The sequence below is a fragment of the Pseudomonas sp. Emmai genome (assembly GCF_055179735.1).
Genome location: NZ_CM143685.1, coordinates 4,135,148 through 4,153,566 on the forward strand (window position 1 = coordinate 4,135,148; position 18,419 = coordinate 4,153,566).

General features: G+C 60.0%; 15 protein-coding genes. 14 read left to right on the forward strand and 1 reads right to left on the reverse strand.

Features of this window, described 5'->3' with window-relative positions:
- The first annotated feature begins 44 nt into the window (after positions 1 to 44).
- The 11 genes from ACY4LX_RS19025 to ACY4LX_RS19075 all read left to right on the forward strand — a co-directional run bounded on the left by ACY4LX_RS19025 (position 45) and on the right by ACY4LX_RS19075 (position 12,959).
- A complete protein-coding gene (locus ACY4LX_RS19025; RefSeq protein WP_463257434.1) occupies positions 45 to 1,361 on the forward strand; it encodes a glycosyltransferase in 1,317 nt (438 codons plus the stop codon).
- A 162-nt stretch (positions 1,362 to 1,523) separates the two neighbouring features.
- Positions 1,524 to 2,399, forward strand: a complete 876-nt coding sequence (locus tag ACY4LX_RS19030; protein ID WP_149660332.1) for a PI-PLC domain-containing protein — start codon at positions 1,524 to 1,526, stop codon at positions 2,397 to 2,399.
- A gap of 53 nt (positions 2,400 to 2,452) precedes the next feature.
- On the forward strand, positions 2,453 to 3,358 hold the full coding sequence (locus ACY4LX_RS19035) for an AraC family transcriptional regulator (protein WP_149660331.1): 906 nt from the start codon (positions 2,453 to 2,455) through the stop codon (positions 3,356 to 3,358).
- A gap of 313 nt (positions 3,359 to 3,671) precedes the next feature.
- Positions 3,672 to 4,982 (forward strand): ABC transporter substrate-binding protein, encoded by a 1,311-nt coding sequence (locus ACY4LX_RS19040; RefSeq protein WP_463257435.1) that lies wholly within the window; start codon positions 3,672 to 3,674, stop codon positions 4,980 to 4,982.
- Between the two features lie 205 nt (positions 4,983 to 5,187).
- On the forward strand, positions 5,188 to 6,087 hold the full coding sequence (locus tag ACY4LX_RS19045; protein WP_256672338.1) for a carbohydrate ABC transporter permease: 900 nt from the start codon (positions 5,188 to 5,190) through the stop codon (positions 6,085 to 6,087).
- 10 nt (positions 6,088 to 6,097) lie between these two features.
- Positions 6,098 to 6,928: a carbohydrate ABC transporter permease gene (locus ACY4LX_RS19050; RefSeq protein WP_054046221.1), complete on the forward strand. Its 831-nt coding sequence runs from the start codon at positions 6,098 to 6,100 to the stop codon at positions 6,926 to 6,928.
- A gap of 64 nt (positions 6,929 to 6,992) precedes the next feature.
- Positions 6,993 to 8,096, forward strand: a complete 1,104-nt coding sequence (locus ACY4LX_RS19055; RefSeq protein ID WP_463257436.1) for an ABC transporter ATP-binding protein — start codon at positions 6,993 to 6,995, stop codon at positions 8,094 to 8,096.
- A gap of 12 nt (positions 8,097 to 8,108) precedes the next feature.
- Positions 8,109 to 9,584, forward strand: a complete 1,476-nt coding sequence (locus tag ACY4LX_RS19060) for a mannitol dehydrogenase family protein (RefSeq protein ID WP_463257437.1) — start codon at positions 8,109 to 8,111, stop codon at positions 9,582 to 9,584.
- A gap of 127 nt (positions 9,585 to 9,711) precedes the next feature.
- Positions 9,712 to 11,208: a xylulokinase gene (gene xylB / locus ACY4LX_RS19065; protein WP_463257438.1), complete on the forward strand. Its 1,497-nt coding sequence runs from the start codon at positions 9,712 to 9,714 to the stop codon at positions 11,206 to 11,208.
- Between the two features lie 15 nt (positions 11,209 to 11,223).
- Positions 11,224 to 12,168 (forward strand): carbohydrate kinase family protein, encoded by a 945-nt coding sequence (locus ACY4LX_RS19070; RefSeq protein ID WP_463257439.1) that lies wholly within the window; start codon positions 11,224 to 11,226, stop codon positions 12,166 to 12,168.
- A 170-nt stretch (positions 12,169 to 12,338) separates the two neighbouring features.
- On the forward strand, positions 12,339 to 12,959 hold the full coding sequence (locus ACY4LX_RS19075) for a transglycosylase SLT domain-containing protein (RefSeq protein WP_149661641.1): 621 nt from the start codon (positions 12,339 to 12,341) through the stop codon (positions 12,957 to 12,959).
- An 85-nt stretch (positions 12,960 to 13,044) separates the two neighbouring features.
- On the opposite strand, the gene ACY4LX_RS19080 is transcribed toward ACY4LX_RS19075, so the two are convergent.
- Complete coding sequence (locus tag ACY4LX_RS19080) at positions 13,045 to 14,346, reverse strand: OprD family porin (RefSeq protein ID WP_463257440.1); 1,302 nt, start codon at positions 14,344 to 14,346, stop codon at positions 13,045 to 13,047.
- Between the two features lie 350 nt (positions 14,347 to 14,696).
- Between ACY4LX_RS19080 and ACY4LX_RS19085 the strand changes: the two genes are divergently transcribed.
- The 3 genes from ACY4LX_RS19085 to ACY4LX_RS19095 are packed head-to-tail and all read left to right on the forward strand — an operon-like array spanning position 14,697 to position 18,419.
- Positions 14,697 to 16,769 (forward strand): type VI secretion system Vgr family protein, encoded by a 2,073-nt coding sequence (locus tag ACY4LX_RS19085; RefSeq protein ID WP_463257441.1) that lies wholly within the window; start codon positions 14,697 to 14,699, stop codon positions 16,767 to 16,769.
- A complete protein-coding gene (locus ACY4LX_RS19090) occupies positions 16,766 to 17,617 on the forward strand; it encodes a DUF4123 domain-containing protein (RefSeq protein WP_463257442.1) in 852 nt (283 codons plus the stop codon). The genes ACY4LX_RS19085 and ACY4LX_RS19090 overlap by 4 nt, the downstream gene beginning before the upstream one ends.
- Positions 17,610 to 18,419: a hypothetical protein gene (locus tag ACY4LX_RS19095; protein WP_463257443.1), complete on the forward strand. Its 810-nt coding sequence runs from the start codon at positions 17,610 to 17,612 to the stop codon at positions 18,417 to 18,419. Before ACY4LX_RS19090 ends, ACY4LX_RS19095 begins: the two co-directional genes overlap by 8 nt.

Here is an 18,419-nt window from a genome sequence, read left to right on the forward strand (position 1 = left end):
GCGCTCTTTTTTTCATCGCCTTGCGCCCTCATCAGGAATGCCCCATGAGCCTGCCCCCCATCAAAGTCCTGGTCATTGGTTACGTCTGGCCCGAACCCCGCTCTTCGGCAGCCAGTGGCCATGTGATGCAAATTCTCGACACGTTTTTGCAGCAAGGCTGGGACATCACCTTCAGCAGCCCAGCGGGCGTCGGCGAACACAAAGCCGACCTCGCCGCCCTGGGCATTCGTGAATGTGCGATTGAGCTGAATAACAGCAGTTTCGATACGTTTATCCGCGAACTGGCCCCGGATATCGTGTTGTTCGACCAATTCATGATGGAAGAGCAATTCGGCTGGCGCGTGGAGAAACAGTGCCCCGACGCATTGCGCGTGCTCGAAACTTCCGATCTGCAAAGCTTGCGACATGCCCGGCACCAGCGGCTCAAGGATCGGTTGAAGGCCAGTGCCGATGAGAACGACTTCGGCGATCTGTTTGCCCCGGCGCTCCGTGAGGAGTTCGAGTTGATGGCCGGCACCGACCTGGCCAAACGCGAGATTGCTGCGCTGTATCGTTGCGACTTGAGCCTGATGATTTCCCCAGTGGAAATCGAGTTGCTGGTCGAACAGTTCAAGCTGCCGCGGGACTTGCTGCACTGGTGTCCGTTGATGCCCTCCCTGCCAACGGCGGCCCATACCCCGTTTGAAGCTCGGGCGAACTTTCTCAGCATCGGCAACTTCCGTCACGCGCCGAACTGGGACGCCGTGCTGTGGATGAAAACCGCAGTCTGGCCATTGATCCGTCAGCAACTACCCGGTGCGCAGTTGCATCTTTATGGCGCTTACACGCCGCCCAAAGCCACCGCGTTGCATAACCCCGCCCAAGGGTTTCACGTGATGAACTGGGCGGAGGATGCATTGCAGGTGATGTCGGCGGCGCGAATCTGCCTGGCACCGCTGCGCTTTGGCGCGGGGATCAAGGGCAAGATTGTCGATGCCATGCTGTGTGGCACGCCGAGCGTCACCACGCCCATCGGCGCCGAGGGCATGAGCGATGGCCTGCCGTGGCCGGGGGTCATTGGTGAATCCGCTGAAGCGCTGGCCGCCGCGGCTGTTGCGCTGTATCAGGACAAGGCGTTGTGGACCCAGGCGCAACAACATGGCGACCAATTGCTCAGCGCCCAATATCGCCAGTCAGACCACGGCCCGGCCTTGATCGAGCGCCTGCAAGCCTGTCGGCGTGACCTGGCCGAGCGCCGTCGCGACAACTTCACCGGCGCCATGCTTCGCCACCACGCGCACAAAAGCACGCAGTACATGGCCCAATGGATCGAGGCGAAAAATCGTCACGTCGAGTCGGATATTTCTGATTCTCGCGGGTGATAACTGACCTGAGGAAAGTGGCGCAAGGCTATATTTATGTGGATGTTTCTGTGCATTGAAAATCACCTGCCGGGCTTCTAGGCTCTTGGGCATCAGGTGATTTTTTCACGATTCCTCGCGCCCCACGGATGGGGGCCGAGCCACAGGCAGGAGCCTTGCACCATGACCAACAGCCCCACTTCCAATGTCGACAAACAATGCTGGATGAGCAAAGTCCCCGACATCGACCGCATGAAAATCACCGATCTCATCTGGCCCGGCACGCACAACTCGGGCATGGACAAAAAAGCCCCCAATTACGAAGTCATCATCGGCAACTGGACCACCTGCCAGAACGACTCCTTTGCCTGGCAACTGGCCAACGGTGCCCGGGCATTCGATTTGCGCCTGGGCTACCTGCCCGGCTCGCCCAGGGGTTCTTATTACTTTCACCACAACGGCTATCAGTCGCACAGGGTGCTGGATGAGCTGATCGATGCGGTCAACAGCTTTCTCGACCGCAACCCGGATGAATTCATCGTCCTCGACTTTCACCAATTGGGTAATGGCGACCAGCACTTTGACTACCGGCAACTCAGCGACTTATTGATACAACGCCTCGGCGCCCGGGCCATTGCACCCGACGATGAAGAAAAGACCCTTGGGGAGCTCAAGGCGGCGAGCAGCAAGAAACGCGTGGTTCTCGCCTCCCGCAAATCGGTGGAACTGGACCTGGATTATTTCTGGGGCACCATCCCCCATCGGTGGAGCGGCTCCCGGCTCACCAACGTGGACGAGTTGCGCCGACATATCGCCCGCACCCTGGACACACCCCGGTACGGCCATTACCTGTGGTCCCTGACCGCCACCAGCTACACCTTCCTCGGCGGGCCGGTGGACATCAAGCAACACATCAACGACTGGTTCCACTCCTCCCGGGATTGGGTGACGCAATGCAGCATCATCAGCACCGACTTCTTCGACGAGTCGCAGATTGTCGGTTATTGCTGGGTCGCCAACAGCATGAAGGCGGCACAACTCAGGCAGTCGCTGGCATAACTGGCCCGGAAAGAGGCATCATCAGCGGGCAATAACAATAAAAGTGCCCTGCCATGAGCCGATCCGCCCGAATAACCGATCCTTCCTACGAGTTGATGGACGACCACAACGGGTTGTCCATCATCTATCGCCAGCATGGTTTCCCATGCCCGTTAGTGCGCTGGCATTTCCACAAGGAATACGAACTGCACCTGATCGTCGCCAGTTCCGGCAAGGTGTTCATCGGTGATTACATTGGCAACTTCTACCCGGAAACGCTGTTCCTGACCGGCCCCAACCTGCCGCACAACTGGATCAGCCAGGTCGCCGAAGACGAAGTGGTGCCCAAACGCGACATGCTGGTCAACTTCACCGATGAGTTGTTCGACAGCGGTCACCTGGTGTTTGCCGAACTCAAGACCCTGGTGCCCTTGCTGGAGCGCGCGCAGTACGGCATCGAGTTTCGCTGCAAGCGCACCATCCGCCAGGCCATGACCCTGATGCAGCGCATCGCCGACACCCAAGGCGTGACCCGGCTCGGGCATTTCCTGATTTTGCTGGAATTGCTCGCGGCGTCCGATGATTACCAACTGCTGTCGGGCGCCACGACCACGCCATTGGCGGATGAACACAACGTTGACCGCACCAACCGGGCGGTGGATTACATCTTTGCCCATTACGCCCGGGAACTGCCGCTGGAAGAAGTCGCCGAGCACCTGGGTATGAAGCCGACGTATTTCAGTCGAGTGTTCAAGCAGGCCACCGGGCGCTGCTTCATCGAATTCGTCAATCGCCTGCGCATCAGCAAGTCCTGTGAACTGCTGGCCGATGGCGATAAACCGGTGACCGATGTGTGTTTCGAGTCGGGTTTCAACAATATTTCCAACTTCAACCGCCGGTTTCAGCAACTCAAGGGCATGACCCCTTCCCATTACCGGCGGTTGGCGGTCCAACGTTTGACCGAGCAAAACCTCGGTTAAATGCTTTTTTGCAGGGGCGAGGCTTGCCCGCGAAGGCGGTGTGTCAGAAAAGACGCCTTCGCGGGCAAGCCTCGCTCCTACAGGTTTCCCTACAAAACCTGTACGCATTTCATCACCGACAATCATCTAAAAGCCCTACCCCGTACTTCCCACCGAAAACCCCAGTGCAAAAAAGTATCGATTCAAGTGCGATGGATGATTTGTCACATCCGCAATTGAAGGCTGTAATCAGTGCACATTCTTCCCTCATCAGGAAGACACAAAAACAATAACTGTCCTTCTGGCCCCGCCGGGTACAGAAAAGGAGTGCTCGATGCAACCTTCTGTAAAAGCTCTGCTTGCCCTCACCTGCATGACCCTCAGCAGCGTCAGTCTCGGCGCCCAGACCCTGACCATTGCCACCGTCAACAACAGCGACATGATTCGCATGCAAAAGCTCTCGAAAACCTTCGAGACCGAGCATCCGGACATCAAGCTCAATTGGGTGGTGCTCGAAGAAAACGTCCTGCGCCAACGCCTGACCACCGACATTGCGACTCAGGGCGGGCAGTTCGATGTGCTGACCATCGGCATGTACGAAGCCGCACTCTGGGGCGCCAAAGGTTGGCTGGAGCCGATGAAGGACTTGCCGGCCAGCTACGCCCTCGACGACGTGTTCCCGTCGGTGCGTGAAGGCCTGTCGGTCAAGGGTTCGCTGTACGCTCTGCCGTTCTACGCCGAAAGCTCGATCACCTATTACCGCACCGATCTGTTCAAGAACGCCGGGCTGGAAATGCCGGAGCGCCCGACCTGGACCCAGATCAGCGAGTTCGCGAAGAAACTCACCGATAAAGATAAAGAACAGTACGGCATCTGCCTGCGCGGCAAGGCTGGCTGGGGCGAGAACATGGCGCTGATCACCACCATCGCCAACGCCTATGGCGCGCGCTGGTTCGATGAGAAGTGGCAACCGGAATTCACCGGCCCCGAGTGGAAGAACGCGCTGAACTTCTACGTGCAGACCATGAAGGATTCGGGCCCACCGGGCGCCTCCAGCAACGGTTTCAACGAAAACCTGGCGCTGTTCAACAGCAGCAAGTGCGCGATCTGGGTCGATGCCAGCGTCGCCGGCTCCTTCGTCACCGACAAGACGCAAAGCAAGGTCAGCGAGCACGTCGGTTTCACCTATGCGCCCCATGAAGTCACCGATAAAGGCTCGGCCTGGTTGTACTCCTGGGCGCTGGCGATTCCGACCAGTTCCAAGGCCAAGGACGCGGCGAAAACCTTCAGTGCCTGGGCGACTTCCAAGGAGTACGGCGCACTGGTTGCCGAGAAAGACGGCATCGCCAACGTACCGCCAGGCACCCGGGCCTCAACTTACAGCGAGGCCTACATGAAAGCCGCGCCGTTCGCCAAAGTGACCCTCGAGTCGCTGAAAGCCGCCGACCCGAGCAAACCGAGCGTCAAGCCTGTGCCGTACATCGGCATCCAACTGGTGACCATTCCTGAATTCCAGGGCATCGGCACCCAGGTCGGCAAGTCGTTCTCGGCAGCGCTGATCGGTCAGACCACGGTCGACCAGGCCCTGGCCGCCGCCCAGCAAACCACCGAACGTGAGATGAAGCGCGCCGGTTATCCCAAGTAACCCGCGCCCTCTGTAGGAGCGCTTTTTGTGGCGAGGGAGCTTGCTCCCGCTCGGCTGCGAAGCAGTCGCAAAGCTTTTGGGGTCGCTTCGCGACCCAGCGGGAGCAAGCTCCCTCGCCACACAAGCCTCGCTCCTACAGTTGATCTTCACCTGCCTGTTCTTAATTGGTTCTATCGCCATGAATATTTCAACTGCCAAAGCTCAAATGGACATTCCCCAACCGGTGCGTAAAAGCCGGTTGGCCAATCCCGGCTGGTTTCTGGTCAGCCCTTCGGTGGTCATGTTGCTGCTGTGGATGATCGTGCCGCTGGGCATGACCCTCTACTTCTCGGTGATCCGCTACAACCTGCTCAACCCCGGCGAGAACGAGTTCGTGGGGCTGGAGAACTTCACCTATTTCCTCACCGACTCGGGCTTCCTGCCCGGCGCCACCAACACCCTGTTGCTGGTAGGCAGCGTGCTGCTGATCAGCGTGGTGTTCGGCGTGTTGATCAGTGCGTTGCTGGAGGCCAGTGAGTTCCTCGGTCGCGGCATCGTGCGGGTCATGCTGATTTCGCCGTTCTTCATCATGCCCACCGTCGGCGCGCTGATCTGGAAGAACCTGATTTTCCATCCGGTGTCGGGGATTCTCGCCTACGTCTGGAAGCTGTTCGGCGCACAACCGGTGGACTGGCTGGCGCACTACCCGCTGCTGTCGATCATCATCATTGTCTCGTGGCAATGGCTGCCCTTCGCGATCCTGATCCTGATGACCGCCATGCAGTCGCTGGACCAGGAACAGAAAGAAGCCGCGCGCCTGGACGGTGCCGGTCCGGTCGCGATCTTCTGGCACCTGACCCTGCCGCACCTGGCGCGGCCTATTGCGGTGGTGGTGATGATTGAAACGATCTTCCTGCTCTCGGTGTTTGCTGAAATCTTTACCACCACCAACGGTGGCCCCGGCTACGCCTCGACCAACCTCGCCTACCTGATCTACAACCAGGCGCTGGTGCAGTTTGATGTGGGCATGGCGTCCGCCGGCGGTTTGATCGCGGTGGTGATTGCCAACGTCGCGGCCATCGTGCTGGTGCGCATGATCGGCAAAAACCTGACAGACAAAGCCTGAGGCCTGCGCCATGACTCTTCAACAATCCCGCCGTCTGCAAAGCCTGCTGCTCGGCACCCTGGCCTGGGCCATCGCGATCCTGATCTTCTTCCCGATCTTCTGGATGGTGCTGACCAGTTTCAAAACCGAAATCGACGCGTTCGCCACGCCGCCGCAATTCATCTTCACCCCGACGCTGGAAAACTACCTGCACATCAACGAGCGCAGCGACTACTTCAGCTTCGCCTGGAACTCGGTGGTGATTTCCTTCAGCGCCACGGCCCTGTGCCTGCTGATTGCGGTGCCGGCGGCCTACTCGATGGCGTTCTACGAAACCAAACGCACCAAAGGCACGCTGCTGTGGATGCTCTCCACCAAGATGCTGCCACCGGTGGGCGTGCTGATGCCGATCTACCTGCTGGCCAAGAGTTTCGGCCTGCTCGATACGCGTATCGCGCTGATCGTGATCTACACCCTGATCAACCTGCCGATCGTGGTCTGGATGATTTACACCTACTTCAAGGACATCCCCAAAGACATCCTCGAAGCCGCACGGCTGGACGGGGCAACGCTGTGGCAGGAAATGGTCCGCGTGCTGCTGCCCATCGCCAAGGGTGGCCTGGCCTCCACGGTGCTGCTGTCGCTGATCCTGTGCTGGAACGAAGCGTTCTGGTCCTTGAACCTGACCTCGTCCAAAGCCGCACCGTTGACCGCGTTGATCGCCTCGTACTCAAGCCCCGAAGGTCTGTTCTGGGCCAAGTTGTCGGCGGTATCGACCCTGGCGTGTGCGCCGATCCTGATCTTCGGCTGGATCAGCCAGAAACAACTGGTCCGCGGCCTGTCGTTTGGTGCAGTGAAGTAGCCCGGAATCCGATCCTTGTAGGAGCCAGGCTCAAATCAATAAAAACATGTGGAGGCCCATCATCATGGCCAACCTGAAAATCAAGAATCTGCAAAAAGGCTTCGAAGGCTTTTCCATCATCAGGGGCATCGACCTGGAAGTGAACGACAAGGAATTCGTGGTGTTCGTCGGTCCATCGGGCTGCGGCAAGTCCACCCTGCTGCGCCTGATCGCGGGCCTTGAAGAAGTCAGCGGCGGCACCATCGAACTCGATGGCCGCGACATCACCGAAGTCAGCCCGGCCAAGCGCGACCTGGCGATGGTGTTCCAGACCTACGCCCTGTACCCACACATGACCGTAAAAAAGAACATGTCGTTCGCCCTCGACCTGGCCGGCGTGCCAAAAGCCGAAGTCGAGAAGAAAGTCGGCGAAGCGGCACGCATCCTCGAACTCGGGCCGATGCTCGAACGCAAGCCGAAACAACTGTCCGGCGGCCAGCGCCAACGGGTCGCCATCGGCCGCGCCATCGTGCGCAACCCGAAAATCTTCCTGTTTGACGAACCGCTGTCCAACCTCGACGCTGCCCTGCGGGTGCAGATGCGCCTGGAACTGCTGCGTCTGCACAAAGAACTCAAAGCCACCATGATCTACGTGACCCACGACCAGGTCGAAGCCATGACCATGGCCGACAAAGTCGTGGTGCTCAATGGCGGTAAAGTTGAACAAGTCGGCTCGCCGCTGGACCTGTATCACCAGCCGGCCAACCTGTTTGTCGCCGGGTTCCTCGGCACGCCGAAAATGGGCTTCCTCAAGGGCAAAGTCACTCGTGTTGAAAGCCAGAACGTCGAAGTCCTGCTCGACGCCGGCACCCGCATCACCCTGCCGTTGAGCGGCGCCAATCTGAGCGTCGGCGGCCCCGTAACCCTGGGGATTCGCCCGGAACACCTGAACCTGGCGCAAACCGGCGACTGCACCCTGCAAGTCACCGCCGACGTCAGCGAACGCCTGGGCAGCGACACCTTCTGCCACGTGGTGACCACCTCCGGCGAAGCGCTGACCATGCGCGTGCGCGGTGACCTGGCCAGCCGTTACGGTGAGTCGCTGAGCCTGCACCTGGACGCCGAACACTGCCATTTATTCGATGCCGACGGCGTGGCGTTAACTCGCCCACTGCGCGCCGCTGCCTGACGAGACTATGCGATGAAACTGAATAAACAGAACCTCAATCGCCTCGCGCCTGAGGTGGCACTGCCCGCCTACGCCCTGAGCGATACGCACCAAGGCATCGCCCACATCGGCGTCGGCGGTTTCCACCGGGCGCATCAGGCGTATTACACCGATGCGCTGATGAACACCGGCGAAGGCCTCGACTGGGCGATTTGCGGGGTCGGCCTGCGTGCCGAAGACCGTCGCGCCCGGGACGATCTGAAGGAACAGGATTACCTGTTCACCTTGTTTGAACTGGGCGACGACGCTGACGCCGAAGTCCGGGTGATCGGCGCGATCCGCGACATGTTGCTGGCCGAAGACAGCGCCGAGGCGCTGATCGACAAACTCGCCAGCCCCCAGATCCGCATCGTCTCGCTGACCATCACCGAGGGCGGCTACTGCATCGACGACAGCAACGGCGAGTTCATGGCCCATCTGCCGCTGATCCAGCACGACCTGGCGCACCCGAACGCACCGAAAACCGTGTTCGGCTTTCTCTGCTCCGCGTTGGCCAAACGTCGCGCCGCCGGCACGCCAGCGTTCACCTTGATGTCCTGCGATAACCTGCCGCACAACGGCGCGGTAGCCCGCAAGGCACTGCTGGCCTTCGCTGCGCTGCGCGATGCCGATCTGCGGGACTGGATCGACCAGAACGTCAGCTTCCCCAACGCCATGGTTGACCGCATCACGCCGATGACCAGCACCGAGCACAAACTGCAATTGCACGACAAAACCGCGATCGACGACGCCTGGCCGGTGGTCTGCGAACCGTTTGTGCAATGGGTGCTGGAAGACAAGTTCGTCAACGGCCGCCCGGCCTGGGAAAAGGTCGGCGTGCAGTTCACCAACGACGTCACGCCTTACGAAGAAATGAAGATCAAGTTGCTGAACGGCAGCCACTTGGCCCTGACTTACCTGGGTTTTTTGAAGGGTTACCGCTTCGTCCACGAAACCATGAACGATCCGCTGTTCGTGCGTTACATGCGCGCCTACATGGACCTCGACGTCACGCCACAACTGGCTTCGGTGCCGGGGATCGACCTGACCCAATACAAGAACACTCTGGTGGCGCGGTTTTCCAATCAGGCGATTGCCGATCAACTGGAGCGGGTGTGTTCGGACGGTTCCTCGAAGTTTCCGAAATTCACCGTGCCGACGATTAATCGCCTGATCGCTGACGGCCAGGAGACCAAGCGTGCGGCGTTGGTGGTGGCGGCCTGGGCCTTGTATTTGAAGGGCGTGGATGAGAATGGCGATACCTATTCGATTCCCGATCCGCGGGCGACGTTCTGTCAGGCGTTGGTGGCGGATGATGCGTTGATCACCCAGCGGTTGTTGGAGGTCGATGAGATTTTTGGCACGGCGATCCCGCGTTCGGCGGAGTTTGTCGCGGCGTTTGAGTGGTGCTGCAACAGCTTGCGAGAGGTGGGCGTGACCCGAACCCTGGAAAAAGTACTCGCCGCCTGATCGTTCCCACGCTCTGCGTGGGAATGCAGCCCGGGACGCTCCGCGTCCCCCATCCATAAGCGGACGCAGAGCGTCCATTGAGGCATTCCCACGCAGAGCGCGGGAACGATCTTCGGTAGGGTCATCCATGGCAAACCAACAACGATTCCTCGGCATCGACTGCGGCACCCAAGGCACCAAAGCCATCATCCTCGACGCGGTCAGCGGTCAAGTGCTGGGCCAGGGCGCCGCCGCCCACACCCTGATCAGCGGCGCCAACGGTCGGCGCGAGCAAGACACCAATCAGTGGCTGGAAGCCTTCGCCCTCGCCACCCGACGCGCCCTGCTCGCCGCCAACGTCGACGGCCAGGACATCCTCGGCATCGGCGTCTCCGGCCAGCAACACGGCCTGGTGTTGCTCGACGATCAAGGCCAGGTCCTGCGCCCGGCCAAGCTCTGGTGCGATACGGAATCCACCCCGGAAAACGATCGTCTGCTGACGCATCTGGGTGGCGAAAAAGGTTCGCTGGAACGCCTCGGCATCGTCATCGCGCCGGGCTACACCGTGTCCAAACTGCTCTGGACCAAAGAACAACACCCACAGATTTTTGCGCGCATCGCCCGAGTCCTGCTGCCCCACGACTTCCTCAACTATTGGCTCACCGGCCGCAGTTGCAGCGAATACGGTGACGCGTCGGGCACCGGTTATTTCAATGTGCGCACCCGCCAGTGGGACTTGCAGCTGCTGCGCGACATCGACCCCACCGGGCGCCTGCAAGCGGCGCTGCCGGAGCTGATCGATGCGCACCAAGCGGTAGGAACCGTCCTGCCCAGCATCGCCGAACACCTGGGCATCAACCCGCAAGCACTGGTGTCCAGCGGCGGCGGCGACAACATGATGGGTGCCATCGGTACCGGCAACATCCAGCCCGGGGCGATCACCATGAGCCTGGGCTCCTCGGGCACGGTCTATGCCTATGCCGAACAGCCCAAAGTCAGCCCGGACGCCTCGGTCGCCACGTTCTGCTCCTCCAGCGGCGGCTGGTTGCCGTTGATCTGCACCATGAACCTGACCAATGCCACCGGGGTGGTTCGCGAGTTGTTCGAGCTGGATATCGAGCGCTTCAACGCTCTGGTCGAACAGGCGCCGATCGGTGCGGACGGCGTGTGCATGCTGCCGTTCCTCAACGGCGAACGCGTCCCCGCCCTGCCCCACGCCACCGGCAGCCTGCACGGCTTGACCATGACCAACCTGACCCAGGCCAACCTGTGCCGCGCCGCCGTCGAAGGCACGACCTTCGGTCTGCGTTACGGACTGGACCTGCTGCGGCAAAATGGCTTACAAAGCCGCAGCATTTGCTTGATCGGCGGCGGCTCGAAAAGCCCGGTGTGGCGCCAGATCGTCGCCGACATCATGAACACCCCGGTGATCTGCACCGAACAAAGCGAAGCCGCCGCCCTCGGCGCGGCGATTCAAGCGGCGTGGTGCAAGTCCTGGTCTAACGGCCACGAAAGCACCCTGGCGGACTTGTGCGAGCGCTGCGTGAAACTCGACCTGGCCAGCGAAACCCTGCCGATCACCGAGAATGTGGCGGCCGCGCAGCAGGCTTACGAACGCTATCAACAGCATGTCGCAACCCTTTAAAGAGCGAACAATTCTATGTATCTGGTGTGTGGCGAAGCGCTGTTCGATTTCTTCAGCGAAGACGATGCCAGCGGTCTGGCGTCCAAAGTGAATTTCAAGGCGATTGCCGGCGGTTCGCCGTTCAACGTCGCGGTGGGTTTGCGCCGCTTGGGCGTGGATTCGGCGTTGTTTGCCGGGTTGTCCACCGACTACCTCGGCCGCCGCTTGCAGCACGTGTTGCAGGACGAAGGTGTGTGCCCGGATTACCTGGTGGACTTCGCCGCGCCGACCACCCTGGCGATGGTCGCGGTCGGCGCCAATGGCTCGCCCCATTACAGCTTCCGCGGTGAAGGCTGCGCGGATCGGCAATTGCGCCTGGAGCATCTGCCGGTGCTGAGGCCTGAAGTGCGCGGTTTGCACATTGGTTCGTACTCGCTGGTGGTGCAGCCGATTGCCGACACCTTGCTGGCGTTGGTGGGTCGCGAAAGCGGTAAACGCCTGATCAGCCTTGATCCGAATGTGCGGTTGAATCCAGAGCCGAACATCGACCTGTGGCGTTCGCGGATTGCCGAACTGGTGAAGTTGGCCGACCTGATCAAGGTCAGCGATGAAGACTTGAGCCTGCTCTACCCCGAGCAAGACCCGGCGCGTGTCATTGAAGGCTGGTTGCAGCATCGCTGTCAGTTGGTGTTTTTGACCCGTGGCGGCGAAGGCGCGACGGTGTTCAGTCGGGCCCATGGTTCGTGGTCGGTGCCGGCGCAATCGGTGAAGATTGCCGATACGGTCGGGGCTGGCGATACCTTCCAGGCTGCGTTGATTACCTGGCTGACCGAGCATCAGCTGGATTCGGTGGACGGTGTGCAGCGCCTGAGTCGGGAGCAGATAGACGGGATGTTGAAGTTTGCGGTGCAAGCGGCGGCGCTGACCTGCAGCAAGACCGGGCCGGATTTGCCGTATCGGCAGCAGTTGGATTTGCACTGAACCGATCGTTCCCACGCTCTGCGTAGGTACGCAGCCCGGGACGCTCCGCGTCCCATCCAGAGCCGAACGCGGAGCGCGCCGACCAGGCATTCCCACGCAGAGCGTGGGAACGATCAAAGGTCCTGTGTAAACTGTCGCCCTTTTTAAGCGCATGACGGGAAGACGGGCTTTTGAACTCTAGGCAAACAGCTGGGCTTGTATTACTCACGACAGTGCTGGCCGGTTGCAGCACCTCGCCGCCCCGCTCCCCCAACGATATCTGCGAGATCTTCCGGGAAAAGAGCGACTGGTACGACGCCGCGCAAGTCACGCAAAAACGCTGGGGCGTGCCGATCCAGGTGCCCTTCGCGATCATGTATCAAGAGTCCGGCTATCGCTACGACGCCAAGACGCCGCGCAAATACCTGCTCTGGATCATCCCGTGGGGCCGGGTGTCGACGGCGTCGGGCTACGCCCAGGCCAAGGACGAGGTCTGGTCCGACTATCAGAAAAGCACAGGCAGAGGTGGGGCCGACCGCGAGGATTTCGATGACGCCATCGATTTTGTCGGCTGGTACATGGACAAAACCGCCAGCATCAACGGCGTCTACAAATACGACGCCTACGGGCAGTACCTCAACTATCACGAAGGCTGGGGCGGCTATCGCCAGAAAACTTACGCCAGCAAAGCGTGGCTGGTGGCCACGGCCGGCAAGGTCCAGGGTCGATCCGATCTGTATGCGCAGCAATACGCTGGGTGCAAGAACGATCTGAATCGCGGGTTCTGGAGCCGGTTCTGGCATTGGCTCTAAACCCCGTAGCTGCCGAATGCTGCGATCTTTTGATCTTGCTTCTAAAAGATCGCAGCCTGCGGCAGCGCCTACAAAGTCCTACCGGTCACAACACCGAGAAGTTGTAACTCACGATCAACCGGGTCTCATCCACGTCCCGGGCAAACTTCTCGTAATTGGTACGGTACGTCGCATTGCGCAGACGCAAACTCACGTCCTTGAACGTCCCACTCTGCACCAGGTACTTCAGCTCGCTGTCGCGCTCCCACTCCTTCCCGTCCTGAGCGCTGCCCAGCACCTTGATATGGTCGCCGTTCACATAACGGGTCAGGAAACTCAGCCCGTTGAGGCCAATCGCCTTGAAGTCATAGTCATAGCGCAACTGCCACGAACGCTCTTGCGCGGCGGCGAAGTCGTTGACCTGCACATAGTTGACCAGGTACGGGTTGGTGCCATCCAGGTACGGCATCGAGTTGTCGCCATTCATGCGCTGCCAGCCGGCGCTGAAGGTGTGGCCACTCAACGCATACGACAGCATGCCGCTCAGGGCACGGTTGTCGATGGAACCGGCACGGGCGGCGCCGCTGTCGGCACTTTTCAGCAGTCGCAGATCAGCCTTCAGTACGCCGTCACCCAACGGTTGGTTGGCCAACACACCGACGAAGTGCTGGCGGTAGATGTCCTCCAGTTCCGCGTAATGGTATTGGGCAGTCAGGCGCTCGTTGATCTTGTAGTCGAAGCCGTACATGTCGAAATGGTCAGCGGTGACATTGCAGGCGTAGCGCTTGTTCTTGCAGTGCACGCGGATGTCTTGCGCATCCGTCGAATCCCGGGCGGTGTATTTGTCCAATCGCGCGGCCATGAAGGTCAGGTCTTTGACCTCTTTGGAGGTCAGCATCGCGCCGTTGAACATCGTCGGCAGCAGACGGCCGTCGTTGTACTTGAGCAGCGGCAGGTCCGGCAGCAACGCGCCGTACTTCAACACGCTTTGCGAGACCCGCACTTTGGCGGTCACGCCGAGCTTGGCGTACTGGTCCTTCGAACCGCGCGGGTTCTCGCCGGACGACGGCAGCAAGCCGCTGTTGCTGCTGTCGGCGCTGGAATCAAGCTTGAGCCCGAGCATGCCCAATGCATCGATCCCGAAACCGACCGTGCCCTCGGTATAACCCGATTGCAGATTGAGAATGAAACCTTGCGCCGACTCCTCACGCTTGGAAGCGCCCTGGTCGTTGCTGGTGTGCCCATCACGGAAGTCGCGGTTGAAATACACCGTACGCGATTCGATTTTCGCCGTGGTGTCGTCGATAAAACCGCTGGCCTGGACCGACCCGGTAAAACCGGCGCACAGGGCTAGAGCGCCGAAGCCGAATGACTGGCGGGCCGTGATGAGGGGAAATGGGGGACGCATGAAAAAAAGCTCCAACAGTGCAGCGTTTGCGCAAGGCGCAATAAGCCAGAAAATAGCTTCCGCCCTGGACCGGTGACGGGCCAGAGTGAAGTGAACACACGGGGGTGAACGGCGATGATGGCACAAGGCTTTTACGGGTTGAAGGCGACTTTAGTCTGAAACTGACTGGCAGTTCTTCAGTTCGAGTCCCCTCCTGTTGGAACCGGTCAGGTCTAAAGCTCCGCATTCATTGACCGAAACCCTGCACATAGGGGATTTCCCTACCCTCAAGCACGGCATTTGCGCCTTGAACGCGCCCGGTTAATCCTGCACCATCCGCCCCAGCTTATTCAAAGGACGGAATTCAAGGCATGCTGGACGCGAACGCAACCCATATTTCCCTCACGCTGGAAGGTGTTTCCACCGACCTTCAAGTGCTCAGTTTCGTCGGTCGCGAAGCCCTCAACCAACCGTTCTGTTTCGACATCGAACTGGTCAGCGCCCGCCCCGACCTCAAACTCGAAGAGCTGCTGCACAAGCCTGGCTGCCTGACCTTCGGCGCCACCGGCGAAGGCATCATCCACGGCCTGGTCTACCGCATCGAACAAGGCGATTCCGGCAAAAAGCTCACGCGCTACAGCGTCAGCCTGGTGCCGCAACTCGCCTACCTGCGGCACAACCATGACCAGCAGATCTTCCAGCACCTGACCGTACCGAAGATCATCGGCCAGGTCCTCGAAGCGCGCGGCATCCTCGCCGATGCCTACAGCTTCCAACTCGGCGCAGGCTACCCCGAACGCGACTACTGCGTGCAGTACGACGAATCCGACCTGCATTTCATCCAGCGCCTGTGTGAAGAAGAAGGCATTCACTTCCACTTCCAGCACTCCGCCAGCGGCCACACACTGGTGTTCGGCGATGACCAGACGGTGTTCCGCAAACTCGCACCCGTGAGCTACCAGCAAGACTCCGGCATGGCCGCCGAAAAACCGGTGATCAAGCGCTTCAACCTGCGCCTGGAAACCCGCACCACCCGCGTCAGCCGCCGGGACTACGACTTCGAAAAACCACGCATCCTCCCCGAAGGCACCGCCAAAAGCACCTTCGCCCCGGACCTCGAAGACTACGACTACCCCGGCCGCTTCACCGACCGCGAGCGCGGCAAGCAACTGGCGACCCGCGCCCTTGAGCGCCATCGCAGCGACTACAAACTCGCCGAAGGCAAAAGCGACGAGCCGACCCTGGTCAGCGGCCACTTCCTGGCCCTGAGCGAACACCCGCGCGCCGAGTGGAACGACCTCTGGCTGCTGCTGGAAGTCGTGCACGAAGGCAAACAACCGCAAGTGCTCGGCGAAAACACCACCAGCGACGTCACTGACAACAAGGACGACTTCCACCAGGGCTACCGCAATCGCTTCCTCGCGACCCCGTGGGACGCGCACTTCCGCCCTGCCCTCGAACACCCAAAAGCCAAAATCCTCGGCAGCCAGACCGCCATCGTCACCGGCCCCAAAGGCGAAGAAATCCACACAGACCAGTACGGCCGAGTCAAAGTCCAATTCTTCTGGGACCGCGACGGCCAGGCCGACGACAACACTACCTGCTGGCTGCGCGTCGCCACCGGCTGGGCCGGCAACGCCTACGGCGGCATCGCCATCCCGCGCATCGGCATGGAAGTGCTGGTGTCCTTCATGGAAGGCGACCCGGATCAACCGCTCGTCACCGGCTGCCTGTACCACAAGGAAAACGTCGTCCCCTACGACCTGCCGGCCAACAAAACCCGCAGCACCTTCAAAACCCTCAGCTCACCGGGTGGCAAGGGCTACAACGAATTTCGCATCGAAGACAAGAAAGGTGCGGAACAGATTTATCTGCACGCCCAACGCGACTGGGATGAAAACATCGAGCACGACCAGAAGATCCGCGTCGGCAACGAACGCCACGACACGGTCGAGGCCAATGTTCTCAGCGAATTCAAGGTCGAAGAACACCGCATCACCCACCTGGATCGCAAGACCGAATCCCGAGCGAATGACCACCTCACGGTTGGCGTGACTCAGCATGTGAAGGTGGGGACGGCGCTGTTTGTCGAGGCGGGTCAGGAGATTCACTACAACGCTGGGGAAAAGGTTGTGGTTGAGGGGGGGATGGAGCTTACGGCCAAGGCTGGCGGGAGCTTTGTGAAGGTGGATGCGGGGGGTGTGACGATTAGTGGGGCGAATGTGAAGGTTAACTCGGGTGGTGGGCCGGGTTCTGGCACGGGGATCCAGATTCTCGACCCTGTCATCCCTTGGGCCGCCGCCAGGGACAAGCCCGGCGCCCCGCTCGTCCCGGCCGCCGTGCAAATGGCCATGGCCAAAGCCGCCCGCGCGGCTGGCGACATCCGCTGCCCGATTTGCGAAGCCTGCCGCGAAGGCAAGTGCGACCTGGGGGCGACAGCATGAGCGACGTACTCAATCATTGGCTGGACGAACAAGCCCGGCTCAATCGTGTGTTGATCCTGGCCCTCGACAGCCTCGCCGAACCCAACCCGGTCACCTCGCTGTACAGCGCCGGCCTGATGCAGCGCTCGGTGCAACTCTATCGCGGCACCCAGTACGTTGAATTCGCCCCCATCAGCCCATGGCTGGCCGAACTGCCCAACTCCAGCGCCGATGCCTTCCGCAAGCTGCTCGACGACCCACAGCGTAACTGGGGCTGGATCGGGAGCATGGAACAATCCGACCTCGATGGCCTGACCCAACACTGGCGAGCGCGGATGATTATTGATGAAGACGGCGAACGCTCACTGTTCCGCTTCCAGGACAATCGCGTACTGGCCCGCTGTCTCGCCAACCTGAGCGAGACCGAACGACCGTTGTTGTTAGGTCCGATCAGCAGCGTGCTGTATTGGGATGAGGACCAATGGAAAACCGCCGATAACTCCCGCCCCGGCCTGTTCCCGGTGCCTAACCCGGCGCCATGGCTGCGCATCCCCAACTCACCGGACCGCAGCCGCGCCATCCTGCGCGAAAACCTGAAACGCTGGTTGTTGGTGCACCACGTCGAGGCTGCCGCCAAGCTATCCGAAACCCGTAATGTTCGCGAATGGCTGGAAGAACAGATGGACCTGCTCGAAGCCTGGCAGTGGAACACACCTGATCAGCGGGAATTCATGCTCAGCCTGAGACTCGACCCTAAATGCGCCGAGGACGTGGCTTGGCAGCCTTTGACGGGTGAGAAACCAGAGCAGCATTTCGAGCGAACGCAGCGAGTGTTTGATGCGAGCTTGGGTAAGTCTGAGCGTGAGTGAGGTTAAGGCGTCAGGCGCGGCTAAACGGTTATTGAGGCGCTTGCCCTGGTCTTTTGCATTGGCGTGGGCGGTGTCTGGTTGTTCGGCCATCAAGCCAGCTGACAGTTTTACGTTGCTGACGGAGTTGCCGCCGGGGTTCAGCATCAAAGGAGAAGCGTCTTATGTGCCTCGTATGGGGGAAATGTGTTCTGTACCCGTAAAGACTGGCAGGAGCCATCCGGGGCGTAAGTTTTTTGAACAGGAGCTGAGTAATGCGGCACAAACGGCACGGTTTGAAGTTCCGCTGACAAGTACGGAAGGTGGTTGTCCTTTAGTACTTAAAAGCTTTGGATATGAAGTAGATGCAAAGTACGGCGCTGCCCGGCTGAATTTAGGCAGGGATTACACGGGCCTTACGTTCCAGGACGGGATCGCAGATAGCCAGGACTCACCTACTCCTCTGTTATTGCGAAAGCAGTGTGAATGGTTGTTCCGTACCGTCGGAAGTAATCGTTACATCGCTAAAATTCTGAAGTGTAAATCTGTCGCTACACCTGAACAAGCAAGCGGCACAGTTGCAAAAGGTCCGCTACAACTTCATCAACTAACCGGAAAGACAGTTAGGGTAGTTTTCGCTATTTCAAGCGTAGAGAGTCCGGCCGTGGGTGATACCTGGGTGAAATTTCCCACTGGCTGGAAACGCTGCAAGGGTCATAGCCTCGATGACCCCTATGCGTTTTGTCGCGGTAATACTACTGACTTCAAACCCTTCAAAATGCCGGATGGACGTGACTGCACCGTCTACCCTAACTGCACAGAATGA

Excerpts from the sequence above, each read along its gene's own strand:
- ACY4LX_RS19025 (WP_463257434.1), top strand. The coding sequence starts at position 45 with ATGAGCCTGCCCCCCATCAAAGTCCTGGTCATTGGTTACGTCTGGCCC.
- ACY4LX_RS19030 (WP_149660332.1), top strand. The coding sequence starts at position 1,524 with ATGACCAACAGCCCCACTTCCAATGTCGACAAACAATGCTGGATGAGC.
- ACY4LX_RS19035 (WP_149660331.1), top strand. The coding sequence starts at position 2,453 with ATGAGCCGATCCGCCCGAATAACCGATCCTTCCTACGAGTTGATGGAC.
- ACY4LX_RS19040 (WP_463257435.1), top strand. The coding sequence starts at position 3,672 with ATGCAACCTTCTGTAAAAGCTCTGCTTGCCCTCACCTGCATGACCCTC.
- ACY4LX_RS19045 (WP_256672338.1), top strand. The coding sequence starts at position 5,188 with ATGGACATTCCCCAACCGGTGCGTAAAAGCCGGTTGGCCAATCCCGGC.
- ACY4LX_RS19050 (WP_054046221.1), top strand. The coding sequence starts at position 6,098 with ATGACTCTTCAACAATCCCGCCGTCTGCAAAGCCTGCTGCTCGGCACC.
- ACY4LX_RS19055 (WP_463257436.1), top strand. The coding sequence starts at position 6,993 with ATGGCCAACCTGAAAATCAAGAATCTGCAAAAAGGCTTCGAAGGCTTT.
- ACY4LX_RS19060 (WP_463257437.1), top strand. The coding sequence starts at position 8,109 with ATGAAACTGAATAAACAGAACCTCAATCGCCTCGCGCCTGAGGTGGCA.
- xylB (WP_463257438.1), top strand. The coding sequence starts at position 9,712 with ATGGCAAACCAACAACGATTCCTCGGCATCGACTGCGGCACCCAAGGC.
- ACY4LX_RS19070 (WP_463257439.1), top strand. The coding sequence starts at position 11,224 with ATGTATCTGGTGTGTGGCGAAGCGCTGTTCGATTTCTTCAGCGAAGAC.
- ACY4LX_RS19080 (WP_463257440.1), bottom strand. The coding sequence starts at position 14,346 with ATGCGTCCCCCATTTCCCCTCATCACGGCCCGCCAGTCATTCGGCTTC.
- ACY4LX_RS19085 (WP_463257441.1), top strand. The coding sequence starts at position 14,697 with ATGCTGGACGCGAACGCAACCCATATTTCCCTCACGCTGGAAGGTGTT.
- ACY4LX_RS19090 (WP_463257442.1), top strand. The coding sequence starts at position 16,766 with ATGAGCGACGTACTCAATCATTGGCTGGACGAACAAGCCCGGCTCAAT.